The following is a 26,925-nucleotide window of genomic DNA, read 5'->3' on the forward strand; positions in this document are numbered from 1 at the left end:
TAGTTCTATCTGAGTTAGGACGAATAGAGGAAGCGATCGCTAGCTACGATAAAGCCTTACAATTTAAACCTGATGACTCTATAGCTTGGAACAACCGGGGTTTAGTTCTATCTGAGTTAGGACGAATAGAGGAAGCGATCGCTAGCTACGATAAAGCCTTACAATTTAAACCTGATGACCATCTAGCCTGGAGCAACCGGGGTTTAGCCTTGTCTGAGTTAGGACGATTTGAGGAAGCGATCTCTAGCTACGATAAAGCCTTACAATTTAAACCTGATCATCATCAAACCTGGGGCAACTGGGGTAATACCCTGTTTGAGTTAGGACGATTTGAGGAAGCGATCGCTAGTTACGATAAAGCCTTACAATTTAAACCAGATTTGTATCAAGCCTGGGACAATCGAGGTTTTGCCCTATGTAAGTTAGGACGAATACAGGAAGCGATAATTTCCTGTAATAAAGCTCTGGAAATCCAACCAAATTACGCTAAGGCATTTTACAACAAAGGTTACTATTTTGCATTGCAAAACAATATTGACCTAGCCCTGGAAAACCTGCAAAAAGCTATCACGCTGAATCCCGACGAATACCGAGAAATGACAAAAACTAATTCTGAATTAGATAGTCTTTGCCCAGATTTGCGATTTCAAGCGTTGATTCAAGATGACACCGATTAACGTTATCAGTGATGCAGTTATCAAAGAGTTTATCAGCCTCTAGTCGTGTGGTACACCGAATTTGATAGATTAGCTTTAGGCACAGAAAAATCATCGGATCAGGGGCTAAAGCCCCGACTACGAAAGAACCCCAAAGGAGAACCACGATATGGCAATCTTACAACTCCAAGACGGAACAACCTACACCCAACTCAACGACATTACCCAGGAATTAGCCGCCCTGAATGTGCAACTCAATCATTGGTCAGTTGGCGATAATCCAGAGATTCGCCGCCTGTTGGCGCAAGATTCTTTAACTGATGAAGAAAAGGAACAAATCTTACAAGCGTTGGATAACTATTTTGAACACCTGAAACAAGCCGCAGGTTATCAGTCTCGCGATTTAATTGTGCTGCATCCCGATATCCTCAATCTGGACATAATGCTATCTAAATTTGACCGTTGTCACTACCACACCGATGACGAAGTGCGCTACATTGTCGCAGGTGAAGGGGTGTTCGGTTTCGTGCGTCCCGATGGTTCTCAGATGGAATTAACCGTGCAGCCAGAAGAATATATTAATGTCCCGGCGAATACAGAACATTGGTTTCATTTAACGCCATCTCGACGGGTGAAAGCGGTGCGCTATTTCACTACAACAGAAGGTTGGGTTCCGGAATATACGGGGACAGCGATTAATTTTGAGGCATAAATTTAGCCACGGTAGGAGCATAGCACACCTAATTTTATGGATTAAAATTCCGTCCGGAAACCGTAGGGGCGCACTGACGTGCGCCCTTTCCCGACACCCACGAGGGGGGTAGGGGGGAAACGTTCCCTCCCCTTGATGAGGGGAGGGTTAGGGAGGGGTTGTGTCAAAGTATTGCGTTCTGACAAGAGCTTAAGTTGACACCAATGGTTTAGGAACTAACACGACTTGTCACCAATAACTGAACAACAAAATCCATCCTTCGTCTTAATTAATTCAATACATCGTTAAATACGATTTTATTCCAGCGATTACACCAAGATGAACAGGATAAAACAAGTAAAACCATCGTGTTTTTATTCCTGCTTCCCCATTATGGAGGAGAATAAATAACGGTGCAATAACTCCAGCCAATTCGATAAAACCACCCCCAACGGCGACGTAAAGGATATGCAGTGACATATAAACCAACCACCCTTTTAAATTCAACTCCCCCGGCTTAAACTTTGACATTAGATAGACGATTGGCAACGTAAAGAATCCTGCCTCGAAACGAGCGGCTATGGCAATCGTGGTAAACAATAAAACAATAGCCGCCTTAAGCAGACCATTATTAACCTGTTTAGCGAGTCGAATCGTCGTCACGCCAGCCGCCAGCACGAACAAAATATTCAGGGGAGGAGTTGCTGAGAAAATTAAAGAATAAACATGAGAATAAATCGGTTGTGAGACAACTCCCAGAAGGATAAGTCTAAATACATAATTCCAAATATTTGAAGTATAGTTTTCGCCTTGTGCCGCTAGCCAAGCAAAGAGAGGGAAGCTCAAACGCCCAATAGCAACCATAATCGTTGCTTCCGGGAAAAATACCCGTCCGACATGATCGATAAGCATCAGCAGACAGGCGATTAATTTAATGTGAAATGAATTTAGCAATTTTAATACTATGTCTTGGTTATACCAAATCTAGGTTAACTACCCCCTTGATAATTCAGTCCGCGCAGGCAACTTAGTTTGTGTAGTTCCGCGATTTTAATCGCCGTGGCTTTCCCGGTAGGAGTGGGTTTAGTACAGTTACCGGTTTTTTCCCAAACGTTATCGGTGAAACCCGCCCCGGAGAGAATTTATGCCGTGATCCACCCTAAGAGCGATGAAGGATGCTGGTTGAATTACCTAACCTGGTAGCTTAGCAAAACCAATCAGAATATAAATAGGAGAGTTTACATGGCTGATAATTATAAAGCAGAACGCACGGTTTCTGCGGTATTTAAAGAACAAGATCAAGTCGATGCCGCCATCCGACGCCTGGTGAATCGCGGCGTTCCCTCAGATCATATCTCGGTGATGGGTAAAAATTTTCAATCTCAAACCCGAATTACCGGATTTATTAGTAAGAAAGATGTTATTTTAGGCGGACTCAGAACCGGGGCAATTTTTGGCTCTTTATTTGGTTCGTTCTTAAGTCTGCTAACCGGTGTGGGTGTTTTATTGATTCCCTTTGTGGGTCCTGTGGTGTCAGCCGGTCCTTTGAGTGCCGTACTATTAGGGGCAGCTAGTGGCGCCCTCGCCGGTAGTGCTGGCGCGGGTTTAGTCTCGGTACTGGCTGCTTTAGGAATGCCAGAAGAAAAAGCGGCGATTTACCAAACACGCCTGCAAGCTGGTGAATTTCTAGTGATGGTAGAAGTTCCAGCGGGAAAATCGGGAGAATATCAACTCTTAATGCAAAGTGCAGGTGGGGAAGAAATCCATACCAGCGATATGACGCTACCTCGCCCCTGTCCCGGCAAATGTAACGATCCTAGCGATTTGTCTCCCGAAGTGCGATCGCATCTATCTGAAGACGCTCAGAAAACATTCATTAAGCGCTACAATAGCGTGTACGATGAGAGTCAAGACCCGCTCCAGGCAGAACAAGCCGCTTGGCAGACCATTCATCAGCAGTATGAAGAAGATGAAAATGGTGTGTGGTCAAAGCAAAAGGTGACAGCTTAAATTGGGTTTGTAGTTTGTAGTAAAGGATGCGAGCCTTTTATTCTGTGAGGGAACAGGTGTCAACCTAACCGACAACCTTGAGTAATGGTGCGTTACGATTCACTAACGCACCCTACAATTTGACTAAAATTGTGGACGAAATTTTACCGTTAAATGGGGCGCACGTCTGTGCGCCCCTACGTTTTTTTCGGGTGTAAGGCTAATCCATTAAAATTCAATTCCCGGTTGCGCCTTAACTCCTTGTTCCCGAAATGGATGCTTCACTAGCGTCATTTCTGTGACCAAATCTGCCTGTTCAATTAATGCTTTCGGTGCGCCTCTTCCGGTTAAAATAACGTGAGACATTGCGGGCTTTTCCCCTAACCCTGCCAATACCTGCTCAACGCTTAAATATCCTAGTTTCAACGCCACATTAACTTCATCCAACAGCACTAAGCGAAACTCTGGGTTGTGGATAAACTCCAGCGCTTTTTCCCATGCGGCTTGAGCTTTAGTGATATCCCGTTCCCGATCTTGAGTTTCCCAGGTAAACCCCTCACCCATGGCGTGAAACTCCAACTGAGGCGTCTCCCCCTTGGCGGCTTTTGTCCAATGCTCAAACGCCGCCTTCTCCGCCGGTTCCCAGGCTCCCTTGATAAACTGGATAATTGCTACCCGATAGCCATGACCGAGCGATCGCAAAACCATTCCTAGTGCGGCTGTCGTTTTCCCCTTGCCATTCCCCGTGTTTACAATAATTAACCCTTTCTCGGTTGACGCTTGAGCCAGACGTTGTTCCTGAACCTGTTTGCGTCGCTGCATTTTTTCGCGGTACTGCTCTGAGGTTAAACCAGAGGCTTTCTCAGATTCCTCAAATTCGCTAGATTCCCCGTAGGAACTGGTTTTCATCACCAATCACTCAAGACATAAGACTAAGAATTCATTACTAACTGTAACAGTTCTTGACAAAGTGACAAAATAAACCGGAGCAGAATGATAAAATTCCTTAACTAGTTCGGCTCATAAAACCGGAAAACCAGCTGAATAGTCTTTCTTTTGCCCTGGTAACCAGGGCGACTGCGCGGGTTCTCCGATTGAGGAGATAAAGGTTAGTTTTCTAACCAGAGACGCTGAGCAAAACCAAAGCATCTTTTTGGTGTAGCGGTATCGGCGAATGAGACGCGAAGCCTACATGGTAATCGTTGATTGATTTAATGTAGGTAGTTCACATGCCCTATATCTTATACAAGATTGAGAGACAGTTATGGCAGAAGCAGAAAACATGCAAGAAACAGGACAGCCTACTCTATCTGGCAAACCGCCCATCTTCGGCGGTAGCACCGGCGGCTTGCTGACTAAAGCCCAAGTGGAAGAAAAATATGCGATTACTTGGACTAGCCCCAAAAAGCAAGTCTTTGAAATGCCCACGGGCGGTGCGGCGATCATGAATCAAGGGGAAAACCTGCTTTATCTATCTCGTAAAGAGCAATGTCTGGCTTTGGGCGCCCAATTGCGGACGCAATTTAAGCCCAAAATTGAAGACTATAAGATTTACCGGCTTTATCCCAATGGTGAAATTCAGTATCTGCACCCCGCAGATGGAGTCTTCCCCGAAAAAGTCAACGAAGGGCGTCCTTACGTCGGTAAGATTGACCGCAAGATCGGTAACAACCCAGAACCTGTTACCCTCAAGTTCAGCGGAAAGGCGACTTACGAGGTCTAGTTTCAGTAATCCGTTATCAGGCGAGTAGAATACCCATTCAGCACAGCTTGTTAGGGGGTTACTGACGGGTGCTGCACTGGTTAATCGGTTGCAGGTCTGTTAATTTGTTTGAAGGTTGGTGGTTCATCTGGGTGAACTGTTCAACCTTCAACAAAATTCGCCAGGATTCCCCCTCCTCGAAGCGAGTGAGCGTACCCTTCCCGAAGGCTTCGCCAACAGCTCACAAAGCGCAGGTGGGAGAGGAACCGTCAGGTGAAGTGTAGCAGGGTGGAGTCGTTGAATTTTGTAATTGGGGAATGTTCCAGACGTAGCAGGCTACGTCTGGAACATCTCATCTTCCTTATCTCCCTCATCTTCCCTACCATTCATAATTCATCCAGTTGAAGCCTATGATATTACCAGAGTTTTCTCAATTTTGCGCCCTGTCTCAACAGGGTAATTTTGTACCCGTTTACCAAGAGTGGGTGGCAGATTTAGAGACTCCGGTGTCGGCTTGGTATAAAGTCTGTACGGGTCAACCCTATAGTTTTCTCCTGGAATCGGTGGAAGGGGGAGAAAATGTGGGACGCTATAGTTTGTTAGGGTGTGATCCGCTATGGGTGTTGGTCGCACGGGGCGATCGCACGACGCAGATGCACAGGAATGGCGCTGTGACGGAGTTTGAAGGTAATCCCTTTGAGGCTTTAACGGATTGCCTTAGCCCCTATCATCCGGTTAAATTGCCCCAATTACCACCGGGAATTGGTGGGTTGTTCGGGTTTTGGGGATATGAGTTGATTCGCTGGATTGAACCTAGAGTTCCAGTTTACTCTCCATCTGATCAAGATTTGCCGGATGGATTGTGGATGCAGGTGGATAACTTAATAGTTTTTGATCAGGTCAAACGCAAAATATGGGCGATCGCCTACGCGGATTTACGGGATACTCAAGGGGACTTGGAATCCGCCTATCAGCAAGCCTGCGATCGCGTCCAGACATTGGTGGATAAGCTGCAACTCCCTTTGTCGAGTCAGGATACGGTTTTGGAATGGACGCCGCCAGGAACTACCAAGCAGCCGTTAAGCTATACCAGCAACACCCAAAAGGAACAGTTTTGTGCCAATGTGGACAAAGCCAAAGACTATATTCGCGCCGGTGATATCTTCCAAGTTGTCCTCTCCCAACGGCTTTCGGCAAACTATCAAGGTGATCCCTTTGCCTTATACCGATCCCTGCGTCTGATTAATCCCTCGCCTTATATGGCGTATTTTAATTTTGGCGATTGGCAATTAATTGGGTCAAGTCCGGAAGTCATGGTTAAAGCTAGCCGATTACCCACGGGAAAACTACAAGCCACCCTGCGTCCCATCGCTGGTACCCGTCGCCGAGGTCAAACAATCCAGGAAGATGAAGCGTTGGCGCAAGAGTTACTGCAAGATCCCAAAGAAATTGCCGAACACGTTATGCTAGTGGATCTCGGTCGCAATGATTTAGGGCGCGTTTGTACGAGTGGGACGGTGAAAGTTGATGAAATAATGGTTATCGAACGCTATTCCCATGTTATGCACATTGTCAGTAATGTGGTGGGAGAACTTGCCGAAAATAAAACGGCTTGGGATTTATTCAAAGCCTGCTTTCCCGCCGGAACCGTCAGTGGTGCACCGAAAATTCGGGCGATGGAAATTATTCACGAATTAGAACCGGAACGGCGGAGTGCTTATTCTGGGGTCTATGGCTGGTATGACTTTGAAGGGCAGCTCAATAGCGCGATCGCGATTCGCACTATGGTGGTTCGTCCTCATACATCTAGCACACATACAGTATCTGTGCAAGCCGGTGCTGGTTTAGTCGCCGATTCTAACCCGGAAAAAGAATACGAAGAAACTTTAAATAAAGCCAGAGGATTATTAGAAGCCATTCGTTGCTTACAAACAACCGACAAACGTCAACAGTCATAAGTCATCAGTCTTAGGGTAGGACTTCCTTTTGCCACTCACTCACACAGGCTTGTCACTGATAATTTATCAAGATCACCGATTGTCAAAGACTAGGATAAGGCGGTAGAAATAACAACCTGCTGAAAACTTGTCTCCCTTGTCCCCTAAGAGTGGGTTAAAATTTTCTGCGCCCCCTGCACTAGGATGAGGTTACAAATGAGGCAAAATCGGCTTATACTGGTGGGAAAGTCTCGTTGATACGGTCTAGATAGTATAACTTGAGAGAGAACCTGTAATACAACTTGAGAGAGAAATTTCAGATTTATTTTTGAGTTATAACTATAGTAGTACAGTACAGCGTAAATTGAACACCCATTCAAAAAAACTGTAAACTAGCCAGTGAAAACAGGCGTGTGACTTATGACTTCCAAGGTAGGGGCACTAAACTTAAGCGGGAAGTTAAATTAGGGGTCTTGCCAATTGGATTAAAAAGATTGCCTGCTCAACTATGAGCATTAAAAAGTCTTATATCCGGTTGATTCCCAAATCATCTGTAATAAATAAATGTGTAATAAATAGCTGTACTATTCTAGGTGAAAAAATACTTTGAGGTGAATGACATGCAGAATAAGCAAGCTGATAATTTTTATTTGAGCCAGTCTTCAATATCTTTGCAACAGATCAATACAGAACAACCATCACAATATCCATTTCGGACAAACCCCGGAGAAGGCAACTCTTCAGCCTTTGAGGAAAACGGAGGTTTATTATTTATGCCCCTGAGCTTGATGGTAATGGCTTGGGTTGTCTTAATTTTATTACGATCAAATTTATTAAAATCATTCAGGAATCGATTAACGCCCATCAAAGGTTTACATCAAGTCCCCTGCTTAAATTGCAAATATTTTAAAAATGATCCGTATCTGAAATGTGCTGTAAATCCCTGTGCAGTATTAACAGCAGAAGCTACAGATTGTTCTGACTATTGCCCAAAAGATAGCGAATAATTGTCTTTCGGAATCACTTAGAGCGTCGGTTGGTTTAACCCCAGTTAGCGACTAAAATGAAGGAATCAGTCATAAGAATTTTTTTTTGTAGTTTCTGTTACAGTTTTTTGTAAATTCTAGTATCATTTTCGATTGCACCGACTGATTTTTGAAAAAGCAGAAGGCTCCAGGAAAAAGAAAGTCAACGCCGATCCTCCTTTCTGATAAACTGACCGGAAATTTGGGTCACAAGCCTCCCCCTTCCAGAGGGACTTTTGTGTTATGATAAAAGTGGTTGAAAAACCCGCATTCGCTTGCAGCGATATACACTCATTATGAGTTGAAACCGGGACTGGGCCAGCAATAGGGAAACGACGGAAGGGCAATGGTAAAATCCAACCTGGAAGCAAAACAAAAGTATTTTTTGATGCTTTTGATCTAAGCGATACATGTAGTCGCGGGAGGGCATTCCGAGACTTAAAACGGACAGGGAGTGCGTGTAAGACCTCTGATGAGGCGGTGTGCGTAGAGCTGTCAACTCCATTCAGCGACCGTAGGGGTTTGGTTACCAAACCCCTACGGCGTGGTGAGGAATCACCTTTCTTATAGGAAGGTGAGGATGTCAACTTGGAAGTCTGCCGCCAACATGCCAATGTCAACAATGTGGACAGAGATAGCTGCCCAGATTAGCAACGTCACAGGCAAACCCTTTGAAGTCGTCAACCGCCGTCCGGTGAGTGGCGGCTGCATTAATCAGGGTTGTGCGCTAATCGGTGACAATGCTACATATTTTGTCAAGATCAACCAAGCCTCTCAAGTGAGTATGTTTGAAGCAGAGGCGTTGGGGTTAAAGCAAATGCTTCAAACCCATACCATTAGAGTCCCGCAACCGATCGCGTGCGGTGTCGCAGCAGATTCAGCATACATTGTCCTCGAGTGGCTGGAATTTGGCAGTGGGAATAACGAATCCTGGGTGGAAATGGGACGCCAGCTAGCGGCGATGCATCAGGCGACTCCTCCCCAAGGGAAACAAGGGCGCTTTGGTTGGAACCAAAACAACACCATTGGTTCAACACCACAAATTAACGATTGGATGGACGATTGGGCAGAGTTTTTTGCCGAACATCGATTAGGATATCAATTCAAACTAGCACAGCGTCGCGGGGGACATTTTCCGGGGCAAGATAAATTATTGATGAAAGTTCCCCAATTGTTGGATCATCAGCCAAAACCTTCTCTGATTCACGGGGATTTATGGGGGGGGAATGCCGCTGTTACCAAGTCAGGGGAACCTGTAGTGTTAGATCCGGCAACTTATGTGGGCGATCGCGAAGCGGATATTGCCATGACAGAATTGTTTGGTGGCTTTCCTGCGGCGTTCTATCGGGGGTATAACCAAGTGTGGCAGTTAGATTCGGGGTATAAGCAGCGCAAAACCCTGTATAACTTGTACCATATTCTCAATCACTTTAATCTCTTTGGCGGTGGGTATGGATCACAAGCCAATCGGATGATTGAGCAAATTATCGGCTAAAGTTTGGGTTAGGTGGATAAACGCGAGTAGAGACGTTGCTTGCAACGTCTCTACAGCTCCCCTAAGTGCCGCTGCACCTCTTATTTTGTCTTCGTTTGCCCTTTGGCTTGTTCTAAGGCAATTTCTTTGAGCGCTTGATAAGAATTGGAATTTGAGGTTCCTTCAATTGCCTTAACCGCTAAATCTTGAACCTGTTTCAGAGCCCCATCTAGTTGCTTGGAGAGGTTTTGAATGCGGACTTGCTGACTTTCAATGGTTTGTTGTAGTGATTGAATCCGTAGATCATAGAAGCGCTTTTGTCCATCAATTTCTAACTGTTGTAAATCTGCCTTAACTTTTACTTGATTATTCGCGATCGCCTTTCCTTGTTCTTTGGCTTTCTTCACCGCCGCTTCTTTTTCTTGATCAAAGGCGTCTACCTTAGATTTTAACTCGTCAAACTTCTGCTCCTGTTGTGCGATCGCCTTTTCTCGCTCCTCCCACTGCTGCTGTTGCGCTTGATGGGTTTCTTCCAGTTCCTTGTACAGGACTTTCTGTTGCTGTTCGTAAGCGTCTTGATCTAAATTGCGGCGCAATTCTAAATCATACTTGTACTCTTGATCCTCCCGTTGATGACTTCTTTCATGATCTTCATTCCGTTCTTTAATTGCCTGTTGATGCTCATCCTGCTCTTTTTGCCAAGCTTGCCGCAAATCTTGAATTTCTTGCTCTAAAGCTTCTCGTTGTTGACTGAGTTCTGCTTCAAATGCTTTGGAGTTTTCCTGGTAAGTTTCAATTAAATCATCCAGGGTATCTTCTTCAATTTCGATTTCGTCTAAATCATATAAGGCTTCAAGCTGTTGACTTTCTTCAGCAACCGCTTGTCGTAGTTCTTGTAGATTCGCGGCTTCCGAGGTGAGTTTTTCGGATAACTTACTAACAGCACTCCCAAATCCCAATTGCAGTTCAACCAAGCTATTTATTGTCGCCGTCATTTTATCAGAAGCGGCGGATATCTTTTTGCTAATGATTCCAGGAGGCTGATCATTTGAGGACGCACTGTTATCTTTAACCTCCTTCTGAAGCTGTTTCAGTTTCCCTTCTAATTCTTTCCGCTCTTTCCATAATTCTTCATAAGATTCGAGAATTTCAGCTTTGGTATTTTTGCTATTGGGTTTGCTTGCCATAATTTTTACCTGGGGTATTCTGATTCCTGTTCGAGTGTCGCTGGGTGGAATTACAGTGCGTGCAGAAGTCAAGAATTAGATGATTTGCGCTTTTATAGCCTAACAAATGACCAATGCTTAAGGACGATTTACACCATTAAATTGAATGACAATAACTTAATTAGCCTTTGACTTTTTCGGCATTATTAGCATTAGCTGAACTGTCAAACGCTCTCATCGCTAACGCCTGAGATTGCTTGAGGCTATCTTGTAGCTGAGCATAGAGTTGATTAATTTCTTCAGTCTGTTTTTGAATGGTTTCTTCTAGAGATTGAACCTTGAATTCATAACTTTGCTTGGCGGATTCCCACTCTTTCTCCAGTAACTCCGCTTTGACTTTGGCGTCTTGGTGAACGTCTTTAATCGCCTCTTCCCTGGCTGTTTTTACAGACTCGTCTAAGTCTTTGGGGAAGTTATCTACTTTTTGCTGATACTCTTTAAATAGAGGCTGACGCTCTTGCAGAATCTTTTCCCGTTCTGACCATTGTTTTTCCTTTTCTTGATTGGCTTCGCGCAGTTCTCGTTCTTGATTTCGTTTTAAGCTTTCATACTCATCGACTTCAATTTTGCGCTGACGTTCTAGTTTGTAGGTATAGTCAGATTCTTGCTGTTGTCGCTCTTTGGCTAAAGATTCATTTTCTTCCTGAACCTTCTGCTCAAATTCTGTCTGTTTTTTTTGCCATGATTTGTGTTTGTCAGCTTTATCTTTTTCGATCGCCTGACGCTGTTCTGTGGTCGTTTGTTCGAGTCGCTTCAGGTTTTCCTGGTGTTCTTGGGTCAGGATATGCAAGGCGTCAGCGACAACGCGAATTTGCTGCAAGTATTGTAATTGCTGAGTTTCTACCTCAATGGCTAACTTAAGTTCGTCACGTTTGGCGGATTCGGTAGTTAATTTTTCTGAGAGTTCGTTAATAATTGTGCCAAAGTCTAATTGTAAATCCGCTAGTCCTTTGACAATACTATCGACGGTGTAAGTTGAGGCGACTTCTAGAACCTGTTGGTTTTTCTGTTTTTCGGCTTCTTCTTCTTTGGTGGCAATTTTGGAGTCAATGGTTTTTCGTTGGCTCAGGATTTGCTCAAAGGCTTTAAAAATTTGGTCTTTACTGTCTTTGGTTGCAACCACAATTGTTCTCCTTATCCTGAATAACTTAAATCAATCGGCGATCTCATGTTCCCCAGCTTAGTCTCCAGGGACTGGGTGTGGATGTGATCGGCGCGTCTATGGCTGTTCACTTGCGATCGCTAATTAGTACATTTGTACTATAAACACTATACTCAGATTCTTCTACGACTGTCAAGTCCAGCAAGCAGCGCTAAGACAGCGTAGATGAGAGGTATATCGAGAATTTGCCGAAATTTAACAGATAAGCGTTAATTTTGCTCTATCAATTCCCTGAGGGGTTACAGCAGACAAGCTGAAAGCCGTATTCTACCGTTACCCATTCACACAAACCAATCCATCGGGCGAGGAAGGTGGTTTCGTCAAATGTTAAGAATGTTAAATAGAAAGAGATGACTCCGAAGAAAGACGTTTGCTCAAGGGGATTGGGTGAAGCTTATGAGCAGAGGCTTGTGGGTCTTTTGTCAAAAGATAGCTCCGCTTCGCTAACACCCCGACAAACGCCAGATGTGTTTCTTCCATCCAGAACGGATGCGGTTGCGTTCGTGGGAGGTTCTTAACAACGTTTCAATCAGGATACTCAAGGCATGAAAATCTTCATAACCATGGAAGCGCAACAACGCCGGAATCTACTCACTCTATTTGCTGCGGGTCTCCTGTTTTGGTCAAGTTTAGCTTCGATGCTACCCGCATTACCCCCTTACATTGAAGATATGGGGGGAACGACACAGCAAGTCGGGATGGTGATGGGTAGCTTTGCCATCGGCTTATTGGTGTTTCGACAAAGTTTGGGACATTTGGCTGATCACCATAGCCGTAAACTGGTGTTGCTGATTGGTACGATTGTGGTAGCGATCGCACCCTTAGGTTATCTGTTCGCGGATTCTATTGCTTGGTTAATCGCAATCCGGGTCTTTCATGGGGTTAGTTTAGCGGCGTTTACGACGGGCTATATCGCTTTGGTGACTGATTTGTCACCCGTGGGTCAACGGGGAGAGTTAATTGGCTATATGAGTCTGGTAACACCCTTGGGTATGGCATTAGGTCCAGCCTTGGGCGGATTACTTGAGGCTCAAGCCGGTTACAATGCTTTTTTTCTATTTTCCGGGGGGCTGGGTTTATGCGGATTTGTTTGTGCCACTCAGGTGAGGGAACCTCAGCGAGTCCAGGGAGCACAACAGAAAACGGCTAAACTGACCTTCAAAGGATTCTGGCAGTTATTAGCGAGTCCCCGTCTGCGGATTCCCGCCGTGGTGTTGCTGTTGGCTGGGTTGGCGTTTGGTGGGGTAAGTACCTTTTCGGCGTTGTATATCCGAGCAACGAATGTCGATTTAAATGCGGGCTGGTTTTTCACGGCGACGGCGATAGGGAGTTTCGGGATGCGTTTAATCGTGGGTCGGGCGTCTGATCATTACGGGCGAGGTGTGTTTATTACGGGAAGTCTGATTTGTTATGGAGTTGCCTTAACCCTATTTTCTCAAGCGCAAACGCCACAAGCCTTTTTGTTGATTGGTCTGATTCAAGGGTCAGGGGCTGGTGTGTTATTACCGTTGATGATCGCCTTAATTTCCGATCGCTCCGGTGCCCATGAACGTGGGCGTGTGTTCTCGGCTTGTATTGCGGGGTTTGATTTAGGGATTGCGATCGCAGGACCGGTTGGCGGTACCATAGCTCAACCTCTGGGCTATCCCGGCATTTTTCTGTGCGCGGCGGGTTTGATTGTCTTAGCCGTGATTATTTTTACCACTCAATCGAGCAAAACCTTATCTCATTCTCTCCGATTTGCTCTAGGGCGGGAGCGAGATATTTATGTTTATCGGGAGGTTGAGTCCTAAGTCCTAGTTGCATTCACTGACAAAGATAAGTTAAATCTCGATAAAATAGAAAGCCATTAGCAAATGTAGCAATGACTCCATCTCCTTCAGACTATGATCCGCAGTTACTTAAGAGCGATTTAGCGGCACTCATTGATCGACTGCCAAATTTGACTTATGAAAAATGGATTCAACGTGCCTTAGGTGTAGTCATTCGACTGACTGAGGAGGAAATTGAGCGCCTGGACTGGAAAATCCTCGCGGCGACGTTAGAGGATATGGAATCTGCTTTTCAAGTTTTCTATCCCTATCGTCACGTCCGCAAGGTCACGATTTTTGGTTCAGCACGGATTGACCCCCAGACACCTGAATATAAACTCGCAGCCGAGTTCGCCCGCTATTTAACCCAGCACGGTTTTATGGTCATGACAGGCGCTGGGGGTGGGATTATGGAGGCAGGGCATTTAGGCGCTGGCGCTAAAAATTCCTTTGGGTTAAATATTCAGCTTCCCTTTGAGGAAACGAATCCTTTTATTAAGGGAGATCCTAAACTCATTCGGTTTAAATATTTCTTTACCCGCAAACTATTCTTCCTTAAAGAAAGTGACGCGATCGCACTTTTTCCCGGTGGCTTTGGTACGCAGGATGAAGCCTTTGAATGTTTAACCCTATGTCAGACAGGACGATTAGAACCGGTGCCCTTGGTCTTGATTGATCGTCCCGGCGGTACGTACTGGAAGGATTGGGATGCCTATATTCGCAAACATTTAATTCAACGAGGGTTGATCAGCCCGGAAGATACTAGCCTTTATACAGTTACCGATAATCTGGAGGTGGCTTACGAGGCGATTCATCTGTTTTACAGTGTGTATCACTCCAGTCGTTATGTCGGCAATCGGTTCGTAATGCGTCTTAAATCGGAGTTGTCCGATGCTGATGTTGAACGGCTTAATGCTGAGTTTAGTGACATTGTAGTCAATGGTCAAATTGAAAAAAGCAAGGCTTTACCCGCAGAACTCCCCGATGAAACGGCGAATCTGCCCCGCTTAATTTTTTACTTTAACCGCAAAGATTCTGGGCGTCTCTATCAACTGATAGCTAGGATTAGTCAAATGGCGGCTGCATCCCCAGAAACGACTCATCCTGAGCGTAAATAAAGGGATTGGAGAAGTGCGAGAGTTTTGAGTTTTGATCCAACGCCCTTGCTAGTCGGAGGCGTGTGAATGTTCCAGACGTGATGACAGAAGCGTCTGAGTGTTGACCCTTTGCTGCACTCAAGGGAACCTGGTTTGTCGGGGCTCTTTTCACTACTATCGTTTTTGAACTAACCCAGATGTGACTAAACCCGCCCAGACTGATCCAACTCCCCCAGCTAAGAGACGTAGCATGCTACGTCTCTACATTGCTCCCCCTGCTCCCCTTCTTCTTGAAACAGATAAGGGGAGGGAGAAAAATTCACCCAAAGAAAATTATATTTTTCATTATAAAAATAATTGTATTTATTATTATTTAACATAATATATTTCTTTCATTTTTCCTCTATGAATCTTTAAATTAACTTCATTAAAGCCTGATGACAATTCATATTTAGCTTGCCACAATAGTCATTAGTGGTACCTACCGATAACGCTACAAGAATACAAAAGCGATACTGATTGTAGCCGCAAATTCATGATCTAGGAACAAGAAACCGTCTTGTTTTCGGTCAATGCGCTCAATAATAGGAGTTAAAGAATGACTTTTGCTGTTGATTTTGATGTTACCAATAACTGGGGAAGTGGCTTTACCGCGAATCTTTCAATTGCTAACAATAGCTCCAGCAAAGTAAATGGCTGGACTTTGGAGTTTGAAGCTCCCTTTGAAATTACCAATATCTGGGATGCGGAAATTGTTAGCAAAGAAGGCAACCGTTATACAATCCGCAACCTCAGCTATAACGGCACTCTGGCGGCTGACGGTAGTCTTTCTATCGGTTTCAACGGTAGCGGTACGAGTGCTGAACCAACTGGCTACAGTCTCAATGGAGAACCCCTTGGCACCTCCCCGTCAATACCCACTCTCTCTGTTAATGATGTAACCGTTACTGAAGGTGACACAGGTACTGTTTCGGCTGACTTTGTGGTTAACCTGTCTGAAGCGAGTGACCAACCTGTAACGGTTGAATACAGTACCGCCAATGGCACAGCGACGGCGGGTTCTGACTACACCGCCAAATCTGGCATAATCACGTTTGCGGCTGGAGAAACCTCTAAGATTATCAATGTGCCTGTAACTGGGGACACGAGGGTAGAGAGCAATGAAACCTTCAGATTTAACCTCTCCAATGCCAGCAACGCGACGATTGCTGATGCTCAAGGGGTGGGTACGATTCGCAATGATGACTCCAGCACTCCCCCAGCTAATACCTCCATCCGGATTCAAGCGGAAGACTATGTTAGTTTCTTCGATAAAAGCGCTGGTAATACAGGGGGAGGCTATCGTTCCGATAATGTTGATATCCAAGCCACTACAGATGTCGGTGGCGGCTATAATGTTGGCTGGATTCAGCAAGGGGAATGGCTAACCTACGATGTCAACGTTCCCACAGCCGGAACCTACGACATTGTTGCTCGTGTTGCCTCAGCGTCGTCAGGTACGCGCAGCTTAAAGGTTTCGGTTGAAGGTCAAAGCAAAACCCTAAGCTTTGGCGGAACAGGTGGCTGGCAATCTTGGCAGAATGTGACGGCTCAAGGTGTGAACCTCTCCGCAGGTAGCCAACAATTGCGCCTGGATATGCTTTCCAACTCGTTCAATGTTAACTACATTGAATTAGTTCCTAGAACCAGTTCACCCACGCAGCCAACCCTTTCGATTAATGATGTCAGCATCACTGAAGGCAATACTGGTACGAAAAACGCCACCTTTACCGTCAACCTCTCCGCCGCGAGTACTCAAACCGTCAGTGTAAATTACGCCACGGCGAATGACACAGCCATTGCTGGGTCTGACTATACCGCCAAATCCGGTACATTGAGTTTCACCCCTGGGCAAACCAGTAAGACGTTTACTGTACCGATTATCGGTGACACCCTGGATGAGGTGAATGAAAGGTTTAAAGTAAACCTCTCCCAAGCCACCAACGCGACGATTGCGGATTCTCAAGGTGTCGGCACAATTGTCGATAATGATGATTCTGCCCCAGTACTGTCACAGTTATCTATCAATGATGTCAGCATCACCGAAGGCGATAGTGGCACGAAAAACGCCACCTTTACCGTCAACCTCTCCGCCGCGAGTACTCAAACCGTCAGTGTGAATTACGCCACGGCGAATGACACAGCCATTGCTGGGTCTGACTATACGGCTAAATCCGGTACATTGAGTTTCACCCCTGGGCAAACGAGTAAGACGTTTACCGTACCCATCTTGGGTGATACAACGGTAGAGGGCAATGAAACCTTTAAAGTGAATCTCTCCCAAGCCACTAACGCCACGATTGGGGACGCTCAAGGGGTAGGCACTATTACCAATGATGATGTATCCCAACCCCCTCCTCAGCAAGGGGCTTTTAATTATGGAGAGGCACTTCAAAAGTCCATCCTCTTCTACTATGCTCAACGCTCTGGTGACCTACCTGCTCACAATCCTATCCCTTGGCGCGGCGATTCTGCCTTAAACGATGGCTCAGGTGTGGGGCGTAACCTCACCGGCGGTTACTACGACGCGGGCGACCACGTTAAGTTCGGCTTACCGGGAGCCGCTTCAATAACAATGCTGGGTTGGGGCGCGATTGAATACCAGGATGCTTATCAGCAAAGTGGACAATTTGAAGAAATTCTAGACTCGATTAAGTGGGGTACCGATTACATCCTCAAAGCCCACGTCACCGATAGCCAAGGCACTAAAGAGTTTTTCGGACAAGTTGGAGACGGTAACATCGACCATGCTTACTGGGGCGCTCCGGAAAACATGACCATGGAACGACCCGCCTATAAAATCGACCGCTCCAATCCTGGGTCTGATTTAGCAGGGGAAGCGGCGGCGTCTCTGGCGGCGGCTTCGATTGTCTTCCGAGATGTAGACAAAGCCTACGCGGATAAACTGCTCCAGAACGCGAAACAACTCTACGATTTTGCCGACCAATATCGCGGCACGTATACTGACGCGATTCCCGATGCGGGTCAATTCTACAATTCCTTCAGTGGTTTCCAAGACGAGTTAGTTTGGGGTGCGACTTGGCTGCACAAAGCAACTGAAGCGACGGGTAGTACGGATAAGACATATCTCAACAAAGCCGAAAGTTTATACCAGGGAATTGGTCCGGGGTGGACGCAATCGTGGGATGACAAATCTTATGGTGCGGCTATCTTGTTAGCTCAAGAAACTGGGAAATCTGCCTATAAGAGTGATGTGGAAGGCTGGTTAAACTCCTGGCTTCCTGGCGGTAGCACCCCAACCTATACCTCCGGTGGACTCGCATGGCTGAGTCAGTGGGGTTCCCTGCGCTACAGCGCCAATACCTCATTCTTGGCTGGCGTCTACGCGGATACGGTGAATGACCCCAACGGGAAATACTCTGATTTTGCTGAGGGGCAAATTGACTACATTCTCGGCGATAATCCCCGCGACTTTAGCTATATGGTTGGTTTTGGTGAGGACTATGCGCTCAACCCTCACCACCGTGCCGCTTCTGGAGTGACGAATATTAGCGATTCTCGCGATAATCAGCACACTCTCTACGGAGCGCTGGTTGGGGGTCCAGCTTCAGCCAATGATTTTGATTATGTTGATGAGCGCACGGACTTCATTCGGAATGAAGTGGCGATGGACTACAATGCTGGCTTAACCGGGGCATTGGCTAGAATGTATGGGGAATTAGGCGGACAAGCACTCGATAGTATTTCGGGACTCAACCTCGATAAGTTGAATGCGTTGACCGTTGCGGATGTAGTCGCTTCCTAGAGAAGGGAAAGCAGGATAGCTGAGAAATTATCCTGCTGCCAATTTGGTTTGATTAGAAGCAATTAGTGGGGGTATTTTACTACAAAGGATGTTTCAAGTATAGCAACCGCCATAGCGGTTAGGACACATCATTTAGTTCCAGACGTTGCCTGCAACGTCTGGAACAACAGTTCGGAAAGTCCTAATCGATGTGTCTACGGTTTTGTCCATTCTCCGATTGTTTGCTCAAAAGCCTTGTTCAAAATGGACTGAACTATTCCCTAGGGCAAGGTGCAAAATATAATGAATGCATAAGGTTTCCCTTTGTATCTGTGCAATCGGGCAGATATTTTATGGCACAATTAGGCGTTATTATACCATTGTCTACAGAAAATTAAGGAAATAAATCCCAAAACTGTATTGGGTTAAGTTAGCGATGACAACAATTGGATTTAAACGCCTACGTCTGAACTCTCATGCTCAGATTAAACGCTTGATTGATTTTCACGAGCAACGAATGAGGCAATTATCAAAAACGGTCGATAAAAAATATACCTGTCGATATTATGCTAACTCAGCGTTTTTGCTTTGTGCTGTGAACCCTCTTGGTTCCTGCGAACCCTGTCAAGATTATGAACCGGATGTGAGTTTCGACTAGAGACTCATCCGATAAAAATTTATCAATGGATAATTAATAATTGATAATTGACAAGGGTAGGGGTTTGGTAACCAAACCCCTACGGTCGCTACGAATTTAGCTTACGCCAAAACCCAGTGAACCAGCGTGCGAACTGGAAAACCTGTCGCCCCAGCATTATTGCACCCGTCTTCTTTATCTGCCCAAACCGGACCTGCGATGTCTAAATGCGCCCAGGATGTCTCTTTCACAAACTGCTTTAAAAATAGAGCCGCCGTGATTGAACCACCAGCACGAGGACCGGTGTTTTTCATATCAGCAATCGGTGACTTCATTCCCTCAAAATATTTCTCTTCCATCGGCATCTGCCAGAACTTTTCGCCCGCTTTTTCCGATGCTGTTTTGAGTTGAGCCGCTAGGGTGTCATCGGTTGTCCAAAGTCCACCAATATCATTGCCGAGAGCCACGACACAAGCCCCGGTGAGGGTGGCTAAATCCACCATCGCGTCCACCTCTAGCTTTTCGGCAAACACCAGAGCATCAGCGAGAGTCAGCCGTCCTTCGGCATCGGTATTATTCACTTCAATGGTTTTACCATTGGACGCGGTGAGGATATCACCAGGATGCAGTGCATGACCACTAATCATATTCTCCGTCGCGGCACTAATAAAGTGAACCTCCACATCTGGCTTTAATTGACCAATCGCCTTTGCCGCACCTAAGGTAGCACCCGCCCCTCCCATATCCATTTTCATGGTTTCGATGCCGCTACCTGAGACTTTCAGGTTCAAGCCACCGGAATCAAAGGTTAATCCTTTGCCCACAATCGCCACTTTTCGACGCGGTGTCCCTTCTGGTTTGTAGGTGAGATGAATAAACTTGGGTGGCATTTCTGAGGCTTGCGCCACGCCCAAAAACGCGCCCATGCCCAACTTTTCGCATTCTTCTCGCTCTAATATTTCTAGCGTCATGCCATAAGCGGAGGCAATATCCTGTGCCGTCTGTGCCAACGTCATTGGTGTTACAGAATTAGGAGGGGCGGCGACTAACTCTCGTGCTAAGATTACACCTTCACCAATCGCATTGGCTTGGTTAATTGCATCTTGGACATCACCGAGTCCGAGTAATTCAACCTGTTCTAATTTCGCACCCTTATCTTCAGGTTCCGACTTAAAGCGATTATCGACATGCAGTGCTAGAGTAATCCCTTCCGTTATTGCTTGAGCGCTGAGGGCAGCATCATTATTCGCCGCAGGTAGACTAATACCCAGGGTTTTGCTCTTTTGCTGCTTTGCCATCCGCGCGATCGCAGCCGCTGTTCGGCGTAAACTATCTACCGTTAGGGCATCAGATTTTCCCAGCCCAACTAAAATAACTTTGCGAACTGAGCTACCGGCACCCACACGAGTTACAGCACTATTGCCAACGCTTCCCTTAAATTCGCTTTCCTCAATCAGTTCCTTAAGCGTACCTGAGAGTTTCTGATCAAGCTGGGCTAAATCGCCCGTTAACTCCACAGCATCTTCAAAGAATCCCAGTGCTAGGGCATCACCAGTCCAATCTACCCGTGGTGTATCCGTTGCTCGAATTTCCATTCCTGCGTTCTGTCTCTTATCTTTTACCTCATCTTTAGTATTGCATTTGTCATTCGTCATTCGTCATTTGTTAGGGAACAGGGAATAGGGAATAGGGAACAGGGTAATGGACTATAGAAATTTTGTCTCCCAGCTTCCCCAGCTCCCTCTGCTCCCTCTGCTCCCCCAGCTTCCCCAGCTCCCTCTGCTCCCCCAGCTCCCTCTGCTCCCCCAGCTTCCCCAGCTCCCTCTGCTCCTGATAACTGATAACTGCTCACTGATAACTGATAACTGCTCACTGATAACTGCTCACTGATAACTGATAACTCCCCCATCTTCCCCTGAATGCCACCCATTTTTCCAATCCTTCGTCAAAATGGGAAGCAGTAGATCTTATCAGTGTTGGGCGAAATAGGTTTCATGCTAAAGGTACAAAAATACAGACTTCCTGTAACAGTTGGGGCGGGACTACTGCTGATTACCATCTGTGGTTCCTCCTGGTTTGTCCTCAAACAAACGGGTGTTCTGGAAAACTGGGGCGGTGAGTCCTCGAACAGTCAACTCAGTTTAACCCAAAAGGATACTCAATCCTTGGTATTGCCCTTGGTATCCCTACCCCCCCAAGCTAGGGCGGTTCAACTGACTGACATCGCCACGGGGCGCCAATCCCTGGATCAATATCGCGCCCGCTATCTGCTAGCCTCGGATTTAATTGAACAAAAGCAGCCAGAGGCGGCACTTCAATGGTTAGAGGGATTAGACTCTAATTATCCTGAGTTGGCATCTCACATTGCCCTCAAACGCGCCCAAGCCTACGAAGCAATGGGGGATACAGCCAATGCCCAAGAAGCTTGGCAAGGAATTCTCTTGACTTATCCGAATGAACCCGTAGCAGCGCAAGCCCTCTATAGTTTAGGTCAATCGAATCCAGAGTATTGGAAAGTGGCGATCGCACAGTTTCCCACCCATCCCCGCACTCTAGATATTGCCCGCCAAAAACTGCAACAGAATCCTAAACAACTGGATTTACTCTTACTATTGGCGAAATCAGCACACGATGTTCCTGGTAGTGGGGGAATCCGCGATCGCTTGGTAGATGAGTATGCGTCTCAATTACAGCCCGAAGACTGGCAGGCAATTGCTTTTGGCTATTGGGAAACCCGAGCATACACCAAAGCTGCCAAAGCATACGCAAAAGCCCCGCCCACGCCCGAACATGCTTACCGAGTGGGGCGCGGGTATCACCTCAAAGGCAAACGCACGGAAGCGAAAGCCGCCTATCAAAAGCTGATCCGGGACTTTCCTGATGCTAAGGAAACGGGCTTAGGATTGCGACGTCTGGCGAGTCTATCACAGTCCCAAGAGGCAATTTCCTACCTGGATCAAGTGGTGGCTAAGTTTCCCGATGAAGCCCCAGAAGCCTTACTCAGCAAGGCAACAATCCTGGATGCTTTGGGGAGTTCTCAATCCGCCGCCCAAGCGCGTCAGTCGGTGTTAACCCAATATCCCAGTTCTAATGCGGCGGCGGAGTATCGTTGGCAGGCGGCTTCTCAGAAAGCCAAAGCCGGGAATTTAGCCGAAGCATGGCAATGGGCGCAACCGATTACCACGGATAGTCCCGATAGCCCTATCGCCCCCGAAGCGGCGTTTTGGGTGGGAAGATGGGCAATGGAATTGGGACGTCAAGACGAATCGAAAGCTGCTTTTGAGCATGTTTTGGCACAGTATCCAGAATCCTATTATGCGTGGCGGTCTGCCCGATTTTTAGGGTGGGATGTGGGCGACTTTACCACTGTGCGCGATGTGAATCCAACGGTTGCGCTACCGAAAACGCGATCGCGACTCCCGGTGGGATCGGATACCTTAAAAGAATTACATCTATTGGGACAAAATCAGGATAGTTGGACTCTTTGGCAAGCCGAGTTTCAAAATCGACAGGAACCCACGGTTGCTGAACAGTTCACCGATGGCGTCATGCGTTTAGGCGTGGGTGATAACATCAATGGGATTAATCAAGTTTGGTTTTTGAGTCAGCGCCAAACCCCAGAAGAACGTCAACAATGGCAAGCACTGCGTGCTGAACCAGCTTACTGGCATACACTTTTTCCTTTACCATTTTTTGAGCACGTTGTCAATTGGTCAGGTCAGCGCCAACTCAATCCTTTATTGGTTACGGGTTTAATTCGCCAGGAATCTCGGTTTGAACCCCAAATCGGTTCCGTGGCGGGAGCCAGGGGTTTGATGCAAGTCATGCCGGGAACGGGTCAATGGATTGCTCAGAAAATTCAGCTTCAGGAATATGACCTGAATGATCCCAATGATAATGTTAAGTTGGGGACGTGGTATTTAGATCATACTCACCAAGAATACAATAACCATTCCCTATTAGCTGTGGCGAGTTATAATGCAGGTCCTGGGAACGTGGCAAAGTGGATCAGGCAGTACGATTTTAGTGATCCAGATGCTTTCATTGAACAGATTCCCTTTGCGGAAACGAAGGGATATGTGGAGGCAGTTTTTGAGAATTATTGGAATTATTTGCGGCTGTATAATCCAGAGGTAAATCAGTTGTTACAAAACTATTCCAAGAGCCAGCCAGGAATATCACCATAGAAAGTGTAGAGACGTGTCATGGCGCGTCTTGAGTGTTTCTGAATGTAGGGGCGGGTTTCACTATTATCGTTTCTTACCCCACCCAGATGCGACTAAACCCGCCCCGTTAAATTAACGCTTTCATCCATCATAATTGGGTTAATTCACTACATGAAATTGAATGTCACTGACTTAGGTCAGATTCCTAGGAGACTTTAGTTTAATATTAAAATAAAAACAAGAAAATATCAATAGCTGTTATGAATATTTTACCGCAAAAAAAATGGGAAAAAATATTAATAATCGATAATTACCCAGAAAAAGGTAAATGGATTACCAAGTATTTATCCAGTTATGATTATAGTCTAATCCACGGCAAAACCTTTGAACAATCTCTATCTATTATTAATACTGCTCCTGATTCGCCACCTAACTTAATTCTTATAGCTATTAATCATCTAGAGGTTAACATTCATGAAAAAATCAAAAATCTGCAAAAAGCGATACAGCTAAAGGATGTGCCGATTATTGTCTCAATTACTCACAATAATATCAATGAATTAAACTCAATATTAGAAGCCGGTGCTAATGATTATTTAATTGCGCCCTTTACCCAAGCCGAACTTTTATCTCGAATCCAGACTCAGCTCACTCTCCATAGAGTTAAAGCAGAAAATATACGCCTCAAGCAAGAAAATACCGACTTAAAAATCTTACTAGAGACATCAACAGAACACGGTGATTTTGTTTTTGAGCAGTTGCATGATCAAGCCGAAGAAGCCGTGCGTGAAAGCGAACATCGGCTAGCACAATTTTTGTCAGCGGTACCGGTTGGCGTGTTGGTGGTGGAGGCTAGCGGTAAGCTTTACTTTATGAATAAAAAAGCAAAGCAGATTTTGGCACAGGATTTAGATCCAAATATCCACACCGATCAGCTTTGTCACACCTATCAACTCTACTTAGCGGGTACTAATCAATTGTACCCTCTAGACCGCTTACCGATCGCGCGATCGCTCCAGGGGGAAACCGTAACCGTTGACGACTTAGAAGTGCATCACTCTAATCAACCAATTCCCCTAGAAGTGCGGGCAATGCCCATCTATGATGAACAGGGAACGCTGCTGTATAGCATTAGCGTACTGCAAGATATTACCACCCGCAAACGCACCGAGAAAATTTTAACGGATTATAACCAAACCTTAGAACACGAAGTCCGCGATCGCACCCAAGAATTAGAAGCCAAAAATCAGCAACTTCAGCAAGAAATTGAGGAACGCAAGTTGCTAGAGAAAAAATTGCGAACCTCTGAGGGAAAAATGCGGGCAGTATTTGAAGCAATGCCTGATATTATCCTGATTATTGATCCTCAAATAAATGATATCGAAGTCGCACCGACTCGACCCATTCGCGACATTGAAGGATCGGCACACCTGATTCACCAAACTATTGAACAGTTTCTCGATGGTGACAATGCCCAAATCTGGTTACAACAAATTCGCCAAGTTATCCAAACCCAAGAACCCATTCATTTTGATTACAGTTTAAACAATGGCGATCAAACGGTTTGGTTTACCGCCAGTATCGCCCCATTACCCAACAATTCAGTCATCTGGGTTGCCCGCAATATTACTGATCGCAAACGCACCCAAGTGGCATTGTATCAATCAGAAGAAAAGTTTGCCCGTGCTTTCCGTTCTAGTCCCAGCGCTATGACAATCACCCGATTAAGTGATGGCTGCCATATTGATGTTAATGATAGCTTCTGCCAGTTTACCGGATATTCTGCCACAGAAATTCTCGGTCGTACCGCCCTCGATTTGCATCTCTGGGTGAATCTGAAAGACCGAAACCGAATGTTAAAAGCAGTATCAGAAAATGGGATTATTCGCAACTATGAATTTGAGTTTCGTACCAAGTCGGGGGACATTTGCACCGCCTTACTCTCAGCCGAACGGATTACCCTAGATGATCAACCCTGTCTGATCGCCGTCAGCCAAGATATTAGCGATCGCAAACAGGCGGAATTTGCCCTGCAACTCGCCAAAGAAACCGCTGAAAAGGCAAATCGTGCCAAAAGCCAATTCCTGTCCAATATGAGTCATGAATTACGAACTCCCCTCAATGCGATTATTGGGTTTGCTCAGTTGTTAGGGCGAGATTCTTTCCTAAGCCAAGAACAACGCGATCATATTGGCATTATTTGTCGCTCCGGTGAACATTTACTCAGCCTAATTAATAATGTGTTGCAACTGTCCAAAATTGAAGTCGGTCAGGTTAAACTCAATTGTTATAGTTTTGATCTATACGATTTACTTGGTAGTCTAGAAGAAATCTTCAGATTGCCGACTCAAAATAAGGGATTGCAGTTAGTATTTGACTATGACAATCTTCTACCTCATTATGTGGAAACCGATGAAGGAAAGCTGCGTCAAATCTTAATTAACCTACTGGGGAACGCGATTAAATTTACCAGCCATGGAGGTGTTACCCTGCGCGTCAAAGGAATCACCGAGGATCACAGAGGCATTCGTAGGGGCGAAGCATTCGCGCCCAAATATCTCGGTTTTATGCCAACACAAGAGCGCGAATGCTTCGCCCAATCCCCAAATCCCAATCACCTAAGATTTGAAATTGAAGATACAGGTCCGGGCATTGCGCCAGAGGAGATTGAATCGTTATTTAAAGCCTTTGTGCAAACCGAAACGGGTCGAAAATCTCTGGAAGGCACAGGATTAGGGTTACCCATTAGTCAACAATTTGTGCGACTCATGGGCGGAGAGATTCACGTCAATAGTCGCTTGAACCAGGGCACTATTTTTACCTTTGATATTGACGTAAAGTTGGTAGAGGGAATTGAGTCACAAACCCAGTCAGCGACTCCTCGGGTGGTTGGTTTGGCTCCTGGACAACCGAATTACCGTATCCTAGTCGTGGATGATCGCCTAGAAAGTCGCTTACTATTAGTAAAACTGCTAACCGTCGTGGGATTTTCCGTGCGAGAAGCAGTGAATGGGCAAGACGCCATCAATGTCTGGAAAAGCTGGGAACCTCATCTGATTTGGATGGATATGCGAATGCCGGTGATGGATGGATATGAAGCCACTAAACGCATCAAAGAGCATCTCAAAGGTCAAGCTACCGTAGTTTTAGCCCTTACCGCCAGTGCGTTTGAAGAAGAGCGTTCTCTGGTTCTCTCAGCCGGTTGTGATGATTTTGTTCGCAAACCCTTCCGAGAAGACGTAATCTTTAATAAGATAGCCCACTATTTAGGGGTGCATTATGTCTACGAACAGCCAACGGCATCAACAGCGTCGGAGCGTGAAAGCCCAGCATCTGATCAACCCCTAACGGCTCAAGCCCTAACGATTATGCCTAAGGAGTGGATTCATGAATTATACCAAGCGGCAAACTCAATTGATAACGAGCAGATTTTCCAGCTTATTGAACAAATCCCCCCAACCCATGCCCCAATCACCCAAGCTATCACAGATATGGTGAATAACTTCCGTTGTGATCAAATTATCGATTTAATTGAAGCAGGGATGAAGGAGTTTTGACCCTTCACAAC

19 protein-coding genes are annotated in these 26,925 nt (G+C 45.8%); 13 read left to right on the forward strand and 6 right to left on the reverse strand.

Annotated elements, in window-relative coordinates; translation table 11 throughout:
* Together ACLGGO_RS11225 and ACLGGO_RS11230 are read left to right on the forward strand one after the other, a co-directional pair.
* A partial coding sequence (locus ACLGGO_RS11225; protein WP_446419375.1) for a tetratricopeptide repeat protein occupies window positions 1–677 on the forward strand: 677 nt, incomplete at its 5' end.
* 148 nt (window positions 678–825) lie between these two features.
* The gene (locus tag ACLGGO_RS11230) at window positions 826–1,368 is read left to right on the forward strand and encodes a 1,2-dihydroxy-3-keto-5-methylthiopentene dioxygenase (RefSeq protein ID WP_446419376.1); all 543 of its coding nucleotides are present in this window, start codon (window positions 826–828) and stop codon (window positions 1,366–1,368) included.
* A 273-nt stretch (window positions 1,369–1,641) separates the two neighbouring features.
* Here ACLGGO_RS11230 and ACLGGO_RS11235 read toward each other — a convergent pair whose 3' ends face one another.
* Window positions 1,642–2,301 carry a TraX family protein gene (locus ACLGGO_RS11235; protein ID WP_446419377.1) on the reverse strand — a complete coding sequence of 220 codons (660 nt, stop codon included), beginning with the start codon at window positions 2,299–2,301 and terminating at the stop codon, window positions 1,642–1,644.
* A 288-nt stretch (window positions 2,302–2,589) separates the two neighbouring features.
* On the opposite strand from ACLGGO_RS11235, the gene ACLGGO_RS11240 reads away from it, so the two are divergent.
* Complete coding sequence (locus ACLGGO_RS11240) at window positions 2,590–3,357, forward strand: ChaB family protein (RefSeq protein WP_446419378.1); 768 nt, start codon at window positions 2,590–2,592, stop codon at window positions 3,355–3,357.
* 207 nt (window positions 3,358–3,564) lie between these two features.
* Here the strand turns inward: ACLGGO_RS11240 and cobO are convergent, their stop codons facing one another.
* Complete coding sequence (gene cobO, locus ACLGGO_RS11245) at window positions 3,565–4,245, reverse strand: cob(I)yrinic acid a,c-diamide adenosyltransferase (RefSeq protein ID WP_446419379.1); 681 nt, start codon at window positions 4,243–4,245, stop codon at window positions 3,565–3,567.
* 355 nt (window positions 4,246–4,600) lie between these two features.
* On the opposite strand from cobO, the gene psaD reads away from it, so the two are divergent.
* From psaD to ACLGGO_RS11265, 4 genes are all read left to right on the forward strand, one after another.
* A complete protein-coding gene (psaD, locus tag ACLGGO_RS11250) occupies window positions 4,601–5,059 on the forward strand; it encodes a photosystem I reaction center subunit II (protein ID WP_446338225.1) in 459 nt (152 codons plus the stop codon).
* 389 nt (window positions 5,060–5,448) lie between these two features.
* The gene (gene trpE, locus ACLGGO_RS11255; protein ID WP_446419380.1) at window positions 5,449–6,996 is read left to right on the forward strand and encodes an anthranilate synthase component I; all 1,548 of its coding nucleotides are present in this window, start codon (window positions 5,449–5,451) and stop codon (window positions 6,994–6,996) included.
* 599 nt (window positions 6,997–7,595) lie between these two features.
* Entirely contained in the window at window positions 7,596–7,982 is a 387-nt protein-coding gene (locus ACLGGO_RS11260; protein ID WP_446338227.1) for a hypothetical protein, read from the forward strand.
* A 640-nt stretch (window positions 7,983–8,622) separates the two neighbouring features.
* Window positions 8,623–9,495 (forward strand): fructosamine kinase family protein, encoded by an 873-nt coding sequence (locus ACLGGO_RS11265; RefSeq protein WP_446419419.1) that lies wholly within the window; start codon window positions 8,623–8,625, stop codon window positions 9,493–9,495.
* Window positions 9,496–9,575: 80 nt separating this feature from the next.
* On the opposite strand, the gene ACLGGO_RS11270 is transcribed toward ACLGGO_RS11265, so the two are convergent.
* Entirely contained in the window at window positions 9,576–10,664 is a 1,089-nt protein-coding gene (locus ACLGGO_RS11270) for a hypothetical protein (protein ID WP_446419420.1), read from the reverse strand.
* Between the two features lie 157 nt (window positions 10,665–10,821).
* Entirely contained in the window at window positions 10,822–11,823 is a 1,002-nt protein-coding gene (locus tag ACLGGO_RS11275) for a hypothetical protein (protein ID WP_446419381.1), read from the reverse strand.
* Window positions 11,824–12,407: 584 nt separating this feature from the next.
* On the opposite strand from ACLGGO_RS11275, the gene ACLGGO_RS11280 reads away from it, so the two are divergent.
* From ACLGGO_RS11280 to ACLGGO_RS11295, 4 genes are all read left to right on the forward strand, one after another.
* Window positions 12,408–13,655, forward strand: coding sequence for an MFS transporter (locus ACLGGO_RS11280; RefSeq protein ID WP_446419382.1), 1,248 nt, complete (start codon window positions 12,408–12,410; stop codon window positions 13,653–13,655).
* A 71-nt stretch (window positions 13,656–13,726) separates the two neighbouring features.
* Window positions 13,727–14,791 (forward strand): LOG family protein, encoded by a 1,065-nt coding sequence (locus tag ACLGGO_RS11285; protein ID WP_446419383.1) that lies wholly within the window; start codon window positions 13,727–13,729, stop codon window positions 14,789–14,791.
* Between the two features lie 577 nt (window positions 14,792–15,368).
* Entirely contained in the window at window positions 15,369–18,575 is a 3,207-nt protein-coding gene (locus tag ACLGGO_RS11290; protein WP_446419384.1) for a glycoside hydrolase family 9 protein, read from the forward strand.
* A 415-nt stretch (window positions 18,576–18,990) separates the two neighbouring features.
* Window positions 18,991–19,212, forward strand: coding sequence for a DUF6464 family protein (locus tag ACLGGO_RS11295; RefSeq protein WP_446419385.1), 222 nt, complete (start codon window positions 18,991–18,993; stop codon window positions 19,210–19,212).
* 101 nt (window positions 19,213–19,313) lie between these two features.
* On the opposite strand, the gene ACLGGO_RS11300 is transcribed toward ACLGGO_RS11295, so the two are convergent.
* Together ACLGGO_RS11300 and ACLGGO_RS11305 are read right to left on the reverse strand one after the other, a co-directional pair.
* Window positions 19,314–20,786 carry a leucyl aminopeptidase gene (locus tag ACLGGO_RS11300; RefSeq protein WP_446419421.1) on the reverse strand — a complete coding sequence of 491 codons (1,473 nt, stop codon included), beginning with the start codon at window positions 20,784–20,786 and terminating at the stop codon, window positions 19,314–19,316.
* A gap of 56 nt (window positions 20,787–20,842) precedes the next feature.
* The gene (locus ACLGGO_RS11305; protein ID WP_446419386.1) at window positions 20,843–21,121 is read right to left on the reverse strand and encodes a hypothetical protein; all 279 of its coding nucleotides are present in this window, start codon (window positions 21,119–21,121) and stop codon (window positions 20,843–20,845) included.
* Between the two features lie 64 nt (window positions 21,122–21,185).
* Here ACLGGO_RS11305 and ACLGGO_RS11310 point away from each other — a divergent pair, with 64 nt between their 5' ends.
* Both ACLGGO_RS11310 and ACLGGO_RS11315 read left to right on the forward strand, forming a co-directional pair.
* Entirely contained in the window at window positions 21,186–23,378 is a 2,193-nt protein-coding gene (locus tag ACLGGO_RS11310) for a lytic transglycosylase domain-containing protein (RefSeq protein WP_446419387.1), read from the forward strand.
* Between the two features lie 239 nt (window positions 23,379–23,617).
* The gene (locus tag ACLGGO_RS11315) at window positions 23,618–26,914 is read left to right on the forward strand and encodes a PAS domain S-box protein (protein ID WP_446419388.1); all 3,297 of its coding nucleotides are present in this window, start codon (window positions 23,618–23,620) and stop codon (window positions 26,912–26,914) included.
* Window positions 26,915–26,925 lie beyond the last annotated feature (11 nt).

Origin of the sequence: Coleofasciculus sp. (assembly GCF_046565525.1) — a bacterium.
GTDB lineage: Bacteria > Cyanobacteriota > Cyanobacteriia > Cyanobacteriales > Coleofasciculaceae > Coleofasciculus.

Coding starts and splice junctions, on each gene's coding strand:
- ACLGGO_RS11230 (WP_446419376.1), top strand. CDS start 826: ATGGCAATCTTACAACTCCAAGACGGAACAACCTACACCCAACTCAAC.
- ACLGGO_RS11240 (WP_446419378.1), top strand. CDS start 2,590: ATGGCTGATAATTATAAAGCAGAACGCACGGTTTCTGCGGTATTTAAA.
- cobO (WP_446419379.1), bottom strand. CDS start 4,245: ATGAAAACCAGTTCCTACGGGGAATCTAGCGAATTTGAGGAATCTGAG.
- psaD (WP_446338225.1), top strand. CDS start 4,601: ATGGCAGAAGCAGAAAACATGCAAGAAACAGGACAGCCTACTCTATCT.
- trpE (WP_446419380.1), top strand. CDS start 5,449: ATGATATTACCAGAGTTTTCTCAATTTTGCGCCCTGTCTCAACAGGGT.
- ACLGGO_RS11260 (WP_446338227.1), top strand. CDS start 7,596: ATGCAGAATAAGCAAGCTGATAATTTTTATTTGAGCCAGTCTTCAATA.
- ACLGGO_RS11265 (WP_446419419.1), top strand. CDS start 8,623: ATGTGGACAGAGATAGCTGCCCAGATTAGCAACGTCACAGGCAAACCC.
- ACLGGO_RS11280 (WP_446419382.1), top strand. CDS start 12,408: ATGAAAATCTTCATAACCATGGAAGCGCAACAACGCCGGAATCTACTC.
- ACLGGO_RS11285 (WP_446419383.1), top strand. CDS start 13,727: ATGACTCCATCTCCTTCAGACTATGATCCGCAGTTACTTAAGAGCGAT.
- ACLGGO_RS11290 (WP_446419384.1), top strand. CDS start 15,369: ATGACTTTTGCTGTTGATTTTGATGTTACCAATAACTGGGGAAGTGGC.
- ACLGGO_RS11295 (WP_446419385.1), top strand. CDS start 18,991: ATGACAACAATTGGATTTAAACGCCTACGTCTGAACTCTCATGCTCAG.
- ACLGGO_RS11300 (WP_446419421.1), bottom strand. CDS start 20,786: ATGGAAATTCGAGCAACGGATACACCACGGGTAGATTGGACTGGTGAT.
- ACLGGO_RS11305 (WP_446419386.1), bottom strand. CDS start 21,121: ATGGGTGGCATTCAGGGGAAGATGGGGGAGTTATCAGTTATCAGTGAG.
- ACLGGO_RS11310 (WP_446419387.1), top strand. CDS start 21,186: ATGCTAAAGGTACAAAAATACAGACTTCCTGTAACAGTTGGGGCGGGA.
- ACLGGO_RS11315 (WP_446419388.1), top strand. CDS start 23,618: ATGAATATTTTACCGCAAAAAAAATGGGAAAAAATATTAATAATCGAT.